This window comes from Microvirga sp. (genome assembly GCF_014699075.1).
GTDB lineage: Bacteria > Pseudomonadota > Alphaproteobacteria > Rhizobiales > Beijerinckiaceae > Microvirga.
This window is the reverse complement of the sequence record NZ_JACXAB010000004.1, coordinates 326,728-341,231: the sequence shown is the minus strand read 5'-3', so window position 1 is coordinate 341,231 and position 14,504 is coordinate 326,728. Positions and strand designations below refer to the sequence as shown.

Below are 14,504 nucleotides of genomic sequence, written 5' to 3'. Positions count from 1 at the left end.
AAATAACCCAAACTCGAATCATGAACCCGATTCTTAAAAAGAGGATAACATCGTCCTGAATCAGGGGAAGCCAGAAAGACGCCTCAACGGCCGATGAAATTTTCGGCACGCTGCATGTTCTTGAAGTTACGCGATAAATTCTGAGAAGACTTCGCCGATTTCCGCATGGATCACCAGATCGGCGGCCTGATCGAGGGGTGTCGGCTCCCGATTGAGGATAACAAGGCGCGCGCCGTTCTCCTTTGCGAAGGCCGGAAATGCAGCCGCGGGAAAGACCACCAGCGATGAGCCGGCCACCAGGAAGAGGTCGCAAGCCGCCGTGAGCGTCTGCGCCCGCCGCATGGGTTCCTCCGGCATGGCCTGCCCGAACGAGATAGTCGCCGATTTGAGAATGCCTCCGCAGACCATGCATTCCGGCGGATCGCTGTTCCGCTCGAAATGATAGCGGACATAGGCGAGTTCATGGCGGCCGCCGCAGGACAGGCACTTGGCGTAGGTGCCGTTGCCATGCAGCTCGATGACCTGATCCTCCCTCAAGCCAGACTCCTGATGGAACCCGTCGATGTTCTGGGTGATGACCGCAGGCATACGCCCGGAGGCGACCAGCGACGCAAATCCGATATGACCGGCGCTCGGGCGTGCCCCGCTATAAAGGTCATCCATGGTGAACTTGCGCCGCCATGCCACCCGACGGGCCTCCGGATCCTGAAGAAAGAGCTCGAACGAAATCGGCTTGTTGCGCATCCAGGGACTGCCCGGTGACCGGAAGTCCGGAATGCCGCTCTCGGTCGAGATCCCAGCCCCCGTGAAGCCTGCCACGATCCGTGCACCTTGAATCATGTCCCGCAATGTGGCGATAGAAGACTTAAGGCTTTCGGTCATGTCTGCTCATATAAGACCGGACGACCAGGAAGGAACGCCCCTGCCCATGAGACACTCGGATGTGAAGGCCGGTTCTTTCCCGCCTCAAGCGATTGCGGGTCAACGGTGGGACGCCGTCGACGTTGCCCGTGGCCTCGCGATTCTGGCGATGATCGTCTATCACTTCAGCTGGGACCTGAGCTTCCTGCAGCTTATCGAGACCAACATCTTGCAGGTTCCGGCCTGGCGCTGGTTCGCGCGCGGCATTGCGGGCTCCTTTCTGCTGCTCTCGGGACTTGGCCTCGTCCTCGCTCACGCAAAGGGCGTCAACGGTCTCGCTTTTCTGAAACGTCTCACGAAGGTGGGTGGTGCTGCGCTCGCAGTGACGGTGGCCACGTACTTTGCTTTTCCGGACAGCTATATCTTCTTCGGCATCCTTCACTGCATCGCGGTCTCGGGCGTGCTGGCCCTGCCATTCCTGAGGCTGCACCCTGCCATAACACTTGCCGCCGCGGCCCTGTGCCTCGTGGCGCCGTATCTTCTCACGAGCCCCGCCCTCGACGCCGCATGGTTCGACTGGCTCGGCCTCGGATCGACCGATCCGGTCACCAACGATTACGTGCCGATCTTTCCGTGGTTCGGCTTCGTGCTGACCGGAGTGGCTGCCGGCCGGCTCATGCTGTCACGGCAGGCGGTCATGACCCTGGCCAGCTGGCGTTCCAGGAGCCGGCTCTCGAAACTTCTGATCTGGGCGGGGCGCAAAAGCCTGCCGATCTACCTGACCCACCAGATCATCCTGCTGACCGCACTCTATGGCGTGCTGCAGCTCATCGGCCCCAATCGTATGGCCGAGGCACAGCCCTTCATGGTCCAGTGCGAGGCCAGCTGCCTGCAGAATGCACAGCCCCAGACGTGCCGGGCTCTCTGCTCCTGCACCGTTGAAACACTCCGCCAGAGCGACCTCTGGCAGAAGGTGCTCAACGACACAACGACGGCCGAGGACCAGACGCGGATTTCACGCGCCGCGCAGCAATGCCTGCGCCAGAGCCCACCCTCGTAGGACGCCTCCCGTATGGCGGCTCTCGCTGATTGATTGAGCTGTAGAGAGGATCTTAGACTTTCGTTGCAAGCTTGAGCTTGTCATGGAATTTTGAAACAGGATAAAGTATCTATCGTTTTATTCCCTTACGTTAGCTACCCAGGACCACTCCAGTGACCTTTCCATTGAAGGCAGATGTCGCCCAGCATGTCATCGCGCTCTGCCAATCGCTCGACGGGAATAAGACGACCTCTATCGCCATAGATGTCTCGCTGACGCGCACACTCGCCTTCGACTCCCTTAAGCTCATGCAGTTCTTCGCAGGGGTCGAGCAAATCTATCCCGGCATCGCCCTTGAAGACTGGTTTATCGAGCACAGCACCGATGGGCGGGACACGCTTGGCAGCGCAGTCGCCTACATGACGAGATTTCTCGCGCCAAGCCCCTGAAAGGTTGAAACCGGGCCTGCATCGGTCCAACTAGTAGCAGCCGGCGGGCAGCCGGTGTCCTATAACCCGCCCGCATCTACCGGAGGCGAATTGTGCTGCGCGATTACCTGGCTGAGCTCCCGCTCATTGCGATCCTCCGGGGCCTGAAACCCGAAAACGCCGAGGCCGTCGGTCACGCTCTGGTTGAGGCAGGTTTTCGCATCATCGAAGTTCCGCTCAATTCTCCGGAGCCATTTCGCAGCATCGAGATCCTCGCCAAGACCATGCCACGCAACGTCCTCGTCGGCGCCGGCACGGTCCTCGACCCTGAGCAGGTGAACGGGATCCGCGACGTGGGTGGCCGGCTGATCGTCATGCCTCATGCGGATCTCGACGTCATCAGGCGGGCCAAGGAGCAGGATCTTATCTGCACCCCCGGCGTGGCAACACCCACCGAGGCTTTCGCGGCGCTCAAGGCCGGAGCCGACGCCATCAAGATCTTTCCCGCAGAGGCCATCCCGCCGGCTGTCGTGAAAGCCTGGCGGGCTGTACTGCCGAAGGACGCCCTCGTTGTGCCGGTCGGCGGCATCAAGCCGGACAACATGAGGCCCTATGTGGACGCCGGAGCCAACGGGTTCGGGCTCGGCTCGGCTCTCTTCACACCGGCCATGTCAGTCGAGGAAATCCGCCGGAATGCTCGCGATTTCGCAACTGCCTGGCGGGGTCTCAACGTCGCTTGACCTTTTAGAGACCGTCAGTCCGAAACATCGTGGCAGGAACCCCTGAGGGCGTAAGCCGTTCTCAGGAAGAGATGCCCCTTTGTTGGAGTTTGACGATGAAAAAGACGGCTTTGATCTTCGCAGCTTCGCTTCTGACCACCGCTGCATTCGCTCAGGACACGACCACGACCATCAAGAAGGAAGAGGGCCTCCTGGGCAGCAAGACGACCATTGAGCGCTCCTCGGAGCCGAGCACGACGTCTTCCACGTCGGTGACGACCTCCACGACCGGCAGCGTCGGCTGCACCTCCGAGACCAAGCAGAAGACCGACGAGTTCGGCGATACGACGACCAAGAAGAAGGTCGAGTGCTAAACCGCTCTCGCGCTCTTTCCAGCCGGGCCCGGCCAGTCGCGCCGGGCCTTTTGCTTATCGGCGCCGCCCACCGCGAAAGAACGGAACGGTCAGGAGGCGCCTCCCCGTCTCGTCGGTGATCTCAAGCTCGATATTGCCGGCATCGGCCAGCTCGTCGCGAAGCTCTTCGACAGTCGCCAGAGCTTCAGCCTTGGCCGCGTCGAGATCGGGCAGCTCGACGCCCTCCTCATCCTCATCGAGGTCGTATCCGTCCCGGATGTTGAAGAAATAGCGGGGCATGGTTCCAGCTTCATTCTGATGTGTGGCGGGAGAAACGCCTTTGTCGACGCCAGGTTCAACCGGGCGCCTTACGTCTCCTATACACATTCCTATCTCGCACAACAGCTGGGATCCGAACCGTGGAGCTTTTTTCCAGATAGCGCGTTTATCCGCACGCCAAGGGCAGTGCGGGTCAACCGTATAGGCAGATACCATGGTCCGTTCTTCCCTTGCCCCGCTCGCGGCGTTGGCCGCTCTGACGGCGATCGCCGCATCTCCAGCCAGTGCTCAATCGGCCTGCGGTCCCCGCGAACAGCTCGTCAAGCTGCTGGCCAGTCAATACAAGGAAGATCCCGTGGGCATGGGCCTGTCCCAGCCCGGACAGATTCTAGAGGTTTTCGCTTCCTCGAACGGCTCCTGGACGATGATCATGACTATGCCGGACGGGAAAGCCTGCATGATCGCTGCCGGGGACAATTGGGAGATGGTGACCAAGGTCAAAGGCAATCCGGTCTGACGGATGTGCCATCCGCTTGGCCTGACCCTCTAAAGCCGGAGCTTGCCGAATTCTTCTTTGGTGTCGATGTCTTGGACAACGGCTCTGTCCGATGTCGGCCATTCCACAACGTCCGACCTTCCGCGAAGGATGGGGCCTGCGCCGACGTCGCCGGAAAGGCTTTCGATTGCAGCCTGAAGAGCACGCGAGATCACGACGGGATTGCCGCGCCGGCCATCCAGCGTCGGCACCAGGGCAACCGGCTCTCTTCTCTCATGCCAGCCGGCCACGAGAGCGTCGATGAGGTCGGTGGTCACGAGCGGCATGTCTCCCAGGAGGACAAGAGCGGCTCGCGCCTCCGGCGGCAATGCAGCGAATCCGGCCTTCAGCGACGTCGACAGGCCATCCGCGAACAAAGGATTGTGAACGACCCTAACCGCGAGCCCCTGCAGCTCTGCCCGAACGGCGTCGGCGCGATGACCCGTCACCACGATGACAGGGCTGGCGGTGGAATCGACGGCAGCCTCCGCCGCATGACGCACCAGCGCCTTGCCGCCAACTTGAGCCAGCAGCTTCGGCTCCGCGCCGAACCGGGTGCCGCGCCCGGCCGCAAGGAGAATGGCCGCCACATCGCTCATTCCTCACCCTCGCTCTCGCCACCCTGGCGGGGCTGCGGCCGGGAGACGATCTCCATGAGAAGCCCCCCGACCCCGAGCGACATGATGTCGGCCCGGGTCACGGGCACGTTCGCCAGAAGGCGGTGCAGGATCCAGTCGAATCCGTTCTCCTTTGGCGATCGGGCGCAACCAGGGGCGCCGATGACGGGTTTGCCGGCGATGGAGCCCACAAGAAGCAGGTTTCCCGGATCGACCGGCATGCCGAAATGCTCCACCCGCCCGCCAGCCATCTCGATGGCCGAGGGAATGACGTCTCGCCTGTCGGCGATGGCCGAGGCCCCGAAGATGACGATGAGGTCCGTGTCGGCGCTCGCCTGGAGAGCCAGTTCCTCTGCCAGGGTAGAGGCTTCATGGGGCACACGGCGATCCTGCACGATCCGCGCCTGGGCCGGGTCCAGCCGTCTGGCGAGCACGGCAAGGGTTTTGTCGATTACGCTGGGCTTGAGACCTGGAAGTACAGTGGAGATGACGCCAACCGAGCGGCGGGTGTAGGGAGCAACCCGCAGGGCACCCTCGCCGAGCCTGTCGATCCCCTTCTGCAGCAGTCCCGCCGGGATGGCGTAAGGAATGATCTTGACGGTGCCAACCATCTCGCCTGCGACGACAGGCTTGTAGGCCGGCAGGGTGGCAGCCGTCATGGCCTCATTGACGGCGTTGAGGCCATGGATCGCATCCACATCAATGAGGAGAACGCCCGCAGTTTCGGCGTGGAGATTGGAGCGTCCGGTAAAAGGCTCTTCGACAGCCACGTTATTGCCCGCAAGGGCGTGAGCCAACTGGAGGGCTGCCTCGTCTTCGGCAATATCGCCAGGTTCGAACCGGGCTGCGATGAGGGTCTCGACACCGGCTTGCTTCAAGTGCATTGCGACTTCCGCCGTGACGAGGGTTCCCTTCTTCACCACTACGTCGCCTGCCCGGACGCTGTGGGCCGCCAGAGCCCCGATTGCTTCGTCGATTGGAACCTGCCCGAACTTCACGCTAGGCGCCTCCGCCCCTTGCGCAAGCTGGCGACGATCTCGGCCAGGATCGAGACTGCTATTTCCGCAGGCGAGACGGCCCCGATATCGAGGCCGATGGGCGCATGAATTCGAGAGAGATCCGCTTGTGCAAATCCGGCCTCGGTCAGGCGCTGAACCCGACGTTCATGGGTTTTGCGCGAGCCGAGCGCACCGATGTAGAAGCACTCCGATCGCAGGGCGGCGGTGAGAGCAGGATCGTCGATCTTCGGATCGTGGGTGAGCGCCACGATGGCTGTATAAGGGTCGATGCCGATCTCCGGCAAAACCGTATCGGGCCATTCTGCCAGCACCGGCACATCGGGGAAGCGCTCGGGTGTCGCGAATGCCGTGCGCGGATCGATAATGGTCACATCGAGGTCGAGACCCTTGGCCATCGGCGCCAGCGCCTGGCTGATGTGAACGGCCCCGATGACCACTAACCTGACCGGCGGCGCCTGCACGGTGAGAAAGAACTGGCGGCCCTCCCACTCGACAAGTCCGCTCTTGCCTCGCCGCAAAGCATCCAGCAGTTCCTCGGCCAGCAGGTCTCCGTCGACCTCGGCCTCGCGAACAAGACGCTGCTCACCCGATTCAACGTCCGTTACGAGAATGGCTGCGCGCCGGGCGGCCCTCTCTGCATTCAAATCGGACAGAAGGCTCAGGCGCATGCCGGCTAATCCACCCGCTCGACATAGACCCTGATGCGCCCGCCGCAGGAGAGCCCGACCTGCCAGGCGGTTTCGTCGGCCACGCCGAACTCGATCATGCGCGGCTTTCCGTCAGTGATCACGTCCAGTGCCTCCGTGATCACCGCGCCTTCGACGCATCCGCCGGATACGGAGCCGAGGAAGTTCGTGTCCTGGTCGATCACCAGATGGCTCCCCACGGGTCGGGGCGCCGACCCCCAGGTCTCGACCACCGTCGCAATGGCGACGCCCCTGCCCTCGCGCCTCCAGGATTCTGCCGTCTTCAGGATATCCGTGTCGGTCGAAAGCATGAAATTTCCCGGCAAAGGAGAAGTTCGCCGATCGATACTGCCACCACCAGCCCTCGAACGGCAACAGGCATGGGACCGGTTACATGCCGTGGCATTGACAGGCACGGCGTTGCGGCGTCTGATTCCTCCGGGACAAGCACCTCGTCGGATGGATCGCCCGCAGGATGCTGAACGATATCTATAGCCGCCGCATCCTGGAGCTTGCGGCCGACATTCCGCTTCAGGGAACAATGCCGGACGCGCATGCGAGCGCGAAGGCTCATTCGAAACTATGCGGGTCGACGGTCACGGTTCATCTGAAACTCGACGGCGATGTGGTCAGCGCCTTCGCCCATGACGTGAAGGCCTGTGCCCTGGGTCAAGCCTCCTCGTCTGTCATGGGACGGCATGTGGTCGGCTCGACCGCCGACGAGCTTCGGGCGCTCCGCGAGATCATGAATCGCATGCTGAAGGCTGGCGGCAATCCGCCCTCCGGCAAGTGGGCCGACTTGGCGTTCCTGGAGCCGGCCCGAGACCTGAAAGCCCGGCACGCCTCTATTCTCCTCACCTTCGACGCTGTCGTCGATGCGCTTGCCCGAGCTCAGGCTGTCACATCCTCGGATAATTGAGCACTGCGAGTCAGCGTGCATTGCAGCAATGCTTGGCAGGTGACGCGCCGCCTGATTTGCCCTTACTCTGCTGTCGGGCTGTTGACAGGAGGAGAACGCAGCATGGCAATGACGATGCAGGGCGAGGTGGCACTTCCGGCCGACCGGGCGACGGTGTGGGCGGCTCTCAACAATCCGGAAGTCCTGAAGGCAGCGATTCCTGGATGCCAGGAACTGGAGAAGGTCAGTGACACCGAGTTTCAGGCGGTTGCAAAGGTATCCGTCGGACCGGTGAAGGCAACCTTCAAGGGTGGGGTGAACCTCACCGATCTTGATCCGCCCAACGGCTACACCATCAGCGGCGAGGGACAGGGCGGCGTTGCCGGCTGGGCCAAGGGCGGAGCGAAGGTTCGGCTCGAAGACATGGAGGGCGGCACCAGGCTGATCTATGATGTCGAGGCCAATATAGGCGGCAAGATCGCCCAGCTCGGCGGGCGCCTCATCAACGGCGTCGCCAAGAAATATGCCGACGAGTTCTTCGCGAACTTCGCCAAGATCCTCTCGCCTGCCGAAACCGCCGCCTGACCGGATTTTCAGTCACCGACCTTTGAACCATTCCAATGCTTGACCGCTCCACCGGGGCGGGCCACACTCGGCTTCGATGGATCGCATTCGTGCGGTCGTCCAACAACAATACCTGCCGGTGTCTGAGACCACCTGAAGGTTGGCCTGACTTCCGGCGTTTGAGGAGGAAGCCACGCATGACAACCGTCTCCCTGACGGTGAACGGTCAATCCGTCACCGCAGACGTCGATCCCCGCACTCTGCTCGTCCACTTCCTGCGCGACAACTTGAGACTTACCGGAACCCATGTGGGCTGCGACACCAGCCAGTGCGGCGCCTGCGTCGTTCATCTGAACGGACAGGCTGTGAAGTCCTGCACCACCCTGGCCGTTCAGGCCAATGCGAGCGTAGTCACCACCATCGAAGGCATCTCCCAAGGTGGCGAGCTGCACCCGATGCAGGCGGCTTTCCGTGAGCATCACGGCCTTCAATGCGGGTACTGCACGCCGGGCATGATCATGTCCGCCATCGACATTGTGAACCGCAAGGGCAACGCCCTCGACGAGCAGACCATCCGGGCCGAGCTCGAAGGCAATCTGTGCCGCTGCACGGGCTATCACAACATCGTCAAGGCTGTTGCCGCCGGAGCCCAGGGCATGGCGCAAGCGCCACTGCAGCAGGCGGCGGAATAGGGCGAGACGCTCGACCACGGCACGGCCCGAACAGGCACAAGCTGCAGGCGAGCATCGAAGCAGGCAACATTAACTTCAAAGCCTTCTTCGCGATGTCCGCTTCGCTTCCCGGTGAGGGCGAACGAAGACCAGGGAGGATTTCATGACCGCAACAGGGATCGGCGCACCCGTCCGCCGGAAAGAGGATCAGCGTTTCGTCACCGGCCAGGGACGCTACGTGGACGACTTCAACAGACCTGGCCAAGCCCACGCCTATTTCCTCCGCTCGCCTCACGCTCACGCAGCGATCCGTTCCATCGATACGGGACTGGCCATGATCATGCCGGGCGTGATCGCGGTCTTCACAGGCGACGACCTCGCAGCCGACAAGATCGGCGGCCTCATCTGCGGCTGGATGATCCATTCCAAGGATGGTTCTCCTATGAAGGCCGGCCCGCACCCAGCGTTGGCCCAGGGCAAGGTGCGCTACGTGGGCGACCACGTGGCGGTGGTGATCGCCGAGACGCTTGCCCAGGCGAAGGATGCGGCGGAAGCCATCGTGGTCGATTACGATGTTCTCCCGGCCGTGGTCGACACGGCTCAGGCGACAAAGGCACAGGTCCAAGTGCACGACGTCTCGCCCGACAACACGGTGTTCAACTGGCACCTCGGCAACAAGGACGAGACGGAGGCAGCCTTCGCACGGGCCAAGCACGTCACCAAGATCGATCTCGTCAACAACCGTCTGGTGCCGAACCCCATCGAGCCCCGCGCGGCCGTTGGCGAATACGACTTCGGAACCGACAACTACACCCTCTACACCACGAGCCAGAACCCGCACGTGGCCCGGCTCGTCCTTTCGGCCTTCATCGGCGTGGCGCCTGAGCACAAGCTGCGCGTCATTGCGCCGGATGTGGGCGGAGGATTCGGATCCAAGATCTTCATCTATGCGGAGGAGACGGTCTGCGTCTGGGCGGCGAAGAAGGTCAAGCGCCCGGTGAAGTGGACTTCGGATCGCTCGGAAGCCTTCCTGTCCGACGCCCATGGCCGCGACCACGTCACCCATGCTGAGATGGCCACCGACGAGACCGGTAAGATCATTGCCCTCAGGGTTCACACCACGGCTAATCTCGGCGCCTATCTCTCCACCTTCTCCTCGTCCGTGCCGACCTATCTGTACGCCCCGCTCCTGTCGGGCCAGTACGACATCCCGGCGATCTACTGCGAGGTCGATGGGGTCTACACGAACACCGCACCGGTCGACGCCTATCGCGGAGCGGGGCGGCCCGAGGCTACCTTCGTGGTCGAGCGTCTCGTGGAGAAGACGGCGCGGGAACTGGGCCAGAACCCGGCTGAGTTCCGCCGCAAGAACTACATCACGCAATTCCCGCATGTGACCCCGGTCATCATGACCTATGACACGGGCGACTATGCCGCCTCCCTCGACAAGGCGCTGGAGATTGCCGACTACAAGAACTTCGATAGCCGCAAGCAGGAAAGCGCCCGCCGCGGCAAGCTGCGGGGCATCGGCTTCTCGAGCTATATCGAGGCCTGCGGCATCGCTCCCTCGCAGGCGGTCGGCTCCCTCGGTGCGGGCGTCGGTCTTTGGGAATCGGCCGAAGTGCGCGTCAACCCGACCGGCTCCGTCGAGGTGCTGACCGGCTCGCACAGCCACGGCCAGGGTCACGAGACCACCTTCGCCCAACTCGTGTCGGACCGGCTCGGCATCTCCATAGATCAGGTCAGCATCGTCCACGGCGACACCGACAAGGTGCAGTTCGGCATGGGCACGTATGGCTCGCGCTCCGGCGCGGTGGGCATGTCGGCCATCGCCAAGGCGATCGACAAGGTAATCGCCAAGGGCAAGAAGGTGGCGGCCCACGTGCTCGAAGCGTCCGAGGGCGACATCGAGTTCAAGGACGGCCAGTTCGGCGTCGCCGGCACTGACCGTTCCATGGCCTTCGGCGAGATCGCCCTCCAGGCCTATATCGCCCACAAGTTCTCCGGCCAGGATCTGGAGCCCGGCCTGAAGGAGGGAGCGTTCTACGATCCCACCAACTTCACCTTCCCGGCCGGCGTGCACATCTGCGAAGTGGAGATCGACCCCGATACCGGCGTAACCAAGATCGAGCGCTGGACGGCAGTGGACGATTTCGGGGTGATCATCAACCCGATGATCGTCGAAGGCCAGGTCCATGGCGGCATCGCGCAGGGTGTCGGCCAGGCGCTCCTTGAGGGTGCCTTCTATGACGAAAGTGGCCAGCTCATCACGGCGAGCTTCAACGATTACTGTATGCCGCGCGCCATCGACCTGCCGTCCTTCCAGGTCGGCATGACGGTAACCCCCTGCCCTTCGAACCCGCTCGGAATCAAGGGCTGCGGCGAGGCGGGAGCCATCGCGGCTCCGCCGGCGGTCATCAACGCCATCACCGATGCGCTGGGACACGAGGACATCGCCATGCCGGCGACACCTCAGGCAGTGTGGCGGGCGGCTCAAAAAGCACGCATGCCCATGGCGGCGGAATAAGGGAGGACGGGAATGTACGCTTTCGAATATCACCGCCCCACGAGCGTCAAGGAGGCTGCCGGCCTCGCCGGCACAGCCGAGGACATCAAGTTCCTCGCCGGCGGGCACACGCTGCTTCCGACCATGAAGCTGCGGCTCGCGGGCCCGGCCAACCTGATCGATCTCAGCCAGATCGCGGAGCTTCGCGGCATCGAGCGATCAGGCGACACGATCACCATCGGGGCCATGATGAAACATGCGGAGGTCGCGAACTCGGCCGAGTTGAAGGAGGCGATCCCGGCTTTGGCCGAGATGGCCGAGCTCATCGGGGATCCGCATGTGCGCAATCGCGGCACCATCGGCGGTTCCATCGCCAACAATGACCCGTCGGCGGATTATCCGGCCGCGTGTCTTGCGCTCAACGTGACGATCATCACCAACCAGCGCAAGATCGCCGCGGACGACTTCTTCCAGGGCATCTTCACCACGGCTCTGGAGGAAGGCGAGATCATCACGCAGGTGTCGTTCAAGGCCCCATCGCAGGCCGCCTACGTCAAGTTCCGCAACCCGGCCTCGCGCTATGCCCTTGTCGGCGTGTTCGTAGCCAAGCATGCGGACGGTGTCCGCGTTGCTGTGACGGGGGCCGGCTCGAACGGCGTGTTCCGAGCCGCCGATATGGAACAGGCACTGAATGGGAACTTCGCGGCTGAAGCCCTCAACGGCGTCACCGTTGCGGAGAGCGAGATGAACAGCGACATGCATGCCGATGCCGCCTATCGTGCTCATCTCGTCGGCGTCATGGCACGGCGCGCCGTGCAGGCCGCCACCTCGCGGGGCTGAACGGCCACACCTGAACGATGTTGACCTGATGCCCGGGCTGAGCTCGGGCATCTTGCCCTCAGGGAGAAGCACAGCCCTTGGCCGACCAACCCGGTTCCATCGATAGCACTTTGGCTCTTCTTGAGAGCGCCGGCTATGTGGCTGACCGTTCGCTCGCCACAGTGCTCTTTCTCGCGCTGAAACTTGGACGTCCGCTCTTCCTGGAAGGGGAAGCTGGCGTTGGAAAGACCGAGATCGCGAAGGTGCTATCATCGGCACTCGGGCGACGACTCATCCGGCTGCAATGCTATGAGGGCCTCGACGTCGCCTCGGCGGTTTATGAATGGAACTACGCCGGGCAGATGATGGCCATCCGGCTGGCCGAGGTCGGCGGACCGGTGGATCGCGACACGTTGGAGAGCGACCTGTTCTCGGAACGATACTTGGTGAGGCGCCCGCTCCTGCAGGCGTTGGAGCCCGACACCTCTGGCGCGCCGGTACTCCTCATCGACGAACTCGACCGCACGGACGAGGCCTTTGAGGCCTTTCTTCTGGAGGTGCTGTCCGACTTCCAGGTCACGATCCCGGAACTCGGCACGGTCAAGGCGGAGCACCCGCCCATCGTCATCATCACGTCCAACCGCACCCGCGAGATCCACGACGCGCTCAAGCGCCGCTGCCTCTATCACTGGGTCGATTATCCGGATGCCGAGCGGGAGCTCGCGATCCTCTCAAGCCGTGTTCCGCAGGCCGCCAAGCGCCTGTCGCAGGAGATCGTCGCCTTCGTCCAGGCGATCCGGAAGGAAGATCTGTTCAAGGCACCGGGCGTGGCCGAAACCCTCGATTGGGCCTCGGCTCTCGTGGAGCTCGATGCGGTGGCGCTCGACCCGGCTCTGGTCTCGGACACGCTGGGCGTTCTGCTGAAGTACCAGGACGACATGCAGAAGATGCAGGGCAGCCGCGCGAAAGACATGCTCGATCAGGTTCAGAGCGTGCTGAGGGCGCACGCGTGACGAAGAAGACCGCCGACCAGGGTGAGGGTCGTCTTGCGGACAACATAGCGTATTTCGCCCGTGCCCTGCGCGCCGCAGGTCTGCCGGTCGGGCCTGGAGCGGTTCTGGATGCCATCGCGGCAGTCGAGGCGGCGCGGATCGGCATGCGCGAAGACTTCTACTGGACGCTCCATGCCGTCTTCGTGAAGCGGCACGAGCACAGCATTCTGTTCGATCAGGCTTTCCGAATCTTTTGGCGGCGGCGCGCGCTCATCGAGAAGCTCATTGCACAAATGTCACCCATCGCTCCTGGGGGCGCCAAGGAGGAGAAGAAGCCCCAGGCCGGCGCCCTGCGCGTGGCTGAGGCCTTGACTACACCACGGCAGGAGAAGCCGGAGCCGGTTGAGAAGACCGAGTTCTTCGCACGCCTCACCGTGTCCGACCGCGAGGTTCTGAAGGCGAAGGATTTCGCCCAGATGTCGGCGGCCGAGATCACTGTCACCAAGCGCTTGATCGCCGAGATGTCCCTGCCGGATGACGAAGTGACCACGCGCCGCTTCCTGTCGGATCCACGCGGCCGCCGGATCGATCCGCGAAAGACATTCCGGCGCTCCCTGCGCGGCGGCGGGGCTGCCATTGATCTGGCCTACCGCTCTCCTGCGGTCCGCCATGCGCCGGTGGTGGCGCTCATGGACATCTCAGGCTCCATGGCGGAGTACTCGCGGCTCTTCCTGCATTTCCTGCATGCCATCGCGGAGAAGAGGCGAAAGGTTCACTCCTTCGTCTTCGCCACGCGCCTGACCAACATCAGCCGTGAGCTGACGAGCCGCGACCCGGACGAGGCGCTCGCCCGCGCGTCGAAGCGCGTGCAGGATTGGGAGGGCGGAACCCGGATCGCCCATGCGCTCCACGACTTCAATCGCCATTGGTCACGTCGTGTGCTCGGCCAGGGCGCGATTGTGCTGCTGTTCACGGACGGGCTTGAGCGGGAGGTGACCAGGGAACTGACCTTCGAGATGGACCGGCTCAAGCGCTCGTGTCGCCGCCTGATCTGGCTGAACCCGCTCCTGCGCTTCGACGCGTTCGAGGCCCGTGCGACCGGCATCCGGGCGATGCTGCCCCATGTGGACGAGTTCCGCCCGATTCACTCTCTCGCATCGATGCAGGAGCTGTGCCGTGCTTTGTCTGGCGAGCCGACCGAGCGAAGCAATCCGCGCCAGTGGCTGCGGGCATCATGAGCCATGCGCAGCAAGCCTCGAACCTGCGACAGCAGAACCACCCTTCTGGGGGCTGCGCCTGATGACAATTCAGGCGCAAGAACGCCTTCAATTCATTTAGAACATTGATTTTTCGAGATGAAGATAGTGTGGCGCGCCCTAGGGGAGTCGAACCCCTCTCTCCAGCGTGAAAGGCTGGCGTCCTAACCGATAGACGAAGGGCGCGGGTCATTCGGGGTGATGCCGCCGAAGTGGGCGAACCTATAGATGGGTTCGTGATGCATCGCAAGCACCCGAATTC

Annotated in this window: 18 protein-coding genes and 1 tRNA gene; 12 read left to right on the top strand and 7 right to left on the bottom strand. The window is 62.9% G+C overall.

Features of this window, described 5'->3' with window-relative positions; translation table 11 throughout:
- Positions 1-126: 126 nt before the first annotated feature.
- Positions 127-882, bottom strand: coding sequence for an SIR2 family NAD-dependent protein deacylase (locus IC232_RS09185; RefSeq protein ID WP_246812110.1), 756 nt, complete (start codon positions 880-882; stop codon positions 127-129).
- Between the two features lie 46 nt (positions 883-928).
- Between IC232_RS09185 and IC232_RS09180 the strand changes: the two genes are divergently transcribed.
- From IC232_RS09180 to IC232_RS09165, 4 genes are all read left to right on the top strand, one after another.
- Positions 929-1,921: a heparan-alpha-glucosaminide N-acetyltransferase gene (locus IC232_RS09180; protein ID WP_190844618.1), complete on the top strand. Its 993-nt coding sequence runs from the start codon at positions 929-931 to the stop codon at positions 1,919-1,921.
- Between the two features lie 152 nt (positions 1,922-2,073).
- On the top strand, positions 2,074-2,349 hold the full coding sequence (locus IC232_RS09175) for a hypothetical protein (protein ID WP_190844617.1): 276 nt from the start codon (positions 2,074-2,076) through the stop codon (positions 2,347-2,349).
- Between the two features lie 92 nt (positions 2,350-2,441).
- A complete protein-coding gene (locus IC232_RS09170) occupies positions 2,442-3,068 on the top strand; it encodes a 2-dehydro-3-deoxy-6-phosphogalactonate aldolase (RefSeq protein WP_190844616.1) in 627 nt (208 codons plus the stop codon).
- 95 nt (positions 3,069-3,163) lie between these two features.
- Positions 3,164-3,421, top strand: a complete 258-nt coding sequence (locus IC232_RS09165) for a hypothetical protein (RefSeq protein ID WP_190844615.1) — start codon at positions 3,164-3,166, stop codon at positions 3,419-3,421.
- A gap of 54 nt (positions 3,422-3,475) precedes the next feature.
- Here the strand turns inward: IC232_RS09165 and IC232_RS09160 are convergent, their stop codons facing one another.
- Positions 3,476-3,700, bottom strand: a complete 225-nt coding sequence (locus IC232_RS09160; RefSeq protein ID WP_190844614.1) for a DUF6894 family protein — start codon at positions 3,698-3,700, stop codon at positions 3,476-3,478.
- A 193-nt stretch (positions 3,701-3,893) separates the two neighbouring features.
- On the opposite strand from IC232_RS09160, the gene IC232_RS09155 reads away from it, so the two are divergent.
- A complete protein-coding gene (locus tag IC232_RS09155; protein WP_190844613.1) occupies positions 3,894-4,196 on the top strand; it encodes a hypothetical protein in 303 nt (100 codons plus the stop codon).
- Between the two features lie 29 nt (positions 4,197-4,225).
- On the opposite strand, the gene IC232_RS09150 is transcribed toward IC232_RS09155, so the two are convergent.
- From IC232_RS09150 to IC232_RS09135, 4 genes are read right to left on the bottom strand one after another with little or no spacing between them, the layout of a single operon-like run.
- Entirely contained in the window at positions 4,226-4,813 is a 588-nt protein-coding gene (locus tag IC232_RS09150; RefSeq protein WP_190844612.1) for an NTP transferase domain-containing protein, read from the bottom strand.
- Positions 4,810-5,829: a molybdopterin-binding protein gene (locus IC232_RS09145; protein ID WP_190844611.1), complete on the bottom strand. Its 1,020-nt coding sequence runs from the start codon at positions 5,827-5,829 to the stop codon at positions 4,810-4,812. The genes IC232_RS09150 and IC232_RS09145 overlap by 4 nt, the downstream gene beginning before the upstream one ends.
- Positions 5,826-6,518: an XdhC family protein gene (locus tag IC232_RS09140; protein ID WP_190844610.1), complete on the bottom strand. Its 693-nt coding sequence runs from the start codon at positions 6,516-6,518 to the stop codon at positions 5,826-5,828. The genes IC232_RS09145 and IC232_RS09140 overlap by 4 nt, the downstream gene beginning before the upstream one ends.
- A gap of 5 nt (positions 6,519-6,523) precedes the next feature.
- Complete coding sequence (locus IC232_RS09135; protein WP_190844609.1) at positions 6,524-6,847, bottom strand: XdhC family protein; 324 nt, start codon at positions 6,845-6,847, stop codon at positions 6,524-6,526.
- Between the two features lie 164 nt (positions 6,848-7,011).
- Between IC232_RS09135 and IC232_RS09130 the strand changes: the two genes are divergently transcribed.
- The 7 genes from IC232_RS09130 (at position 7,012) to IC232_RS09100 (ending at position 14,224) form a co-directional block, all read left to right on the top strand.
- A complete protein-coding gene (locus IC232_RS09130; RefSeq protein ID WP_190844608.1) occupies positions 7,012-7,455 on the top strand; it encodes an iron-sulfur cluster assembly scaffold protein in 444 nt (147 codons plus the stop codon).
- 102 nt (positions 7,456-7,557) lie between these two features.
- Complete coding sequence (locus IC232_RS09125) at positions 7,558-8,019, top strand: SRPBCC family protein (RefSeq protein ID WP_190844607.1); 462 nt, start codon at positions 7,558-7,560, stop codon at positions 8,017-8,019.
- 176 nt (positions 8,020-8,195) lie between these two features.
- Positions 8,196-8,690 (top strand): (2Fe-2S)-binding protein, encoded by a 495-nt coding sequence (locus tag IC232_RS09120; RefSeq protein WP_190844606.1) that lies wholly within the window; start codon positions 8,196-8,198, stop codon positions 8,688-8,690.
- Between the two features lie 142 nt (positions 8,691-8,832).
- A complete protein-coding gene (locus tag IC232_RS09115) occupies positions 8,833-11,196 on the top strand; it encodes a xanthine dehydrogenase family protein molybdopterin-binding subunit (RefSeq protein ID WP_190844605.1) in 2,364 nt (787 codons plus the stop codon).
- Between the two features lie 12 nt (positions 11,197-11,208).
- Positions 11,209-12,015: an FAD binding domain-containing protein gene (locus IC232_RS09110; RefSeq protein WP_190844604.1), complete on the top strand. Its 807-nt coding sequence runs from the start codon at positions 11,209-11,211 to the stop codon at positions 12,013-12,015.
- Between the two features lie 77 nt (positions 12,016-12,092).
- The gene (locus IC232_RS09105) at positions 12,093-13,007 is read left to right on the top strand and encodes an AAA family ATPase (RefSeq protein WP_190844603.1); all 915 of its coding nucleotides are present in this window, start codon (positions 12,093-12,095) and stop codon (positions 13,005-13,007) included.
- Positions 13,004-14,224 carry a vWA domain-containing protein gene (locus IC232_RS09100; RefSeq protein ID WP_190844602.1) on the top strand — a complete coding sequence of 407 codons (1,221 nt, stop codon included), beginning with the start codon at positions 13,004-13,006 and terminating at the stop codon, positions 14,222-14,224. The genes IC232_RS09105 and IC232_RS09100 overlap by 4 nt, the downstream gene beginning before the upstream one ends.
- A gap of 129 nt (positions 14,225-14,353) precedes the next feature.
- Here IC232_RS09100 and IC232_RS09095 read toward each other — a convergent pair.
- Positions 14,354-14,428: transfer RNA gene (locus tag IC232_RS09095), tRNA-Glu, on the bottom strand.
- Positions 14,429-14,504 lie beyond the last annotated feature (76 nt).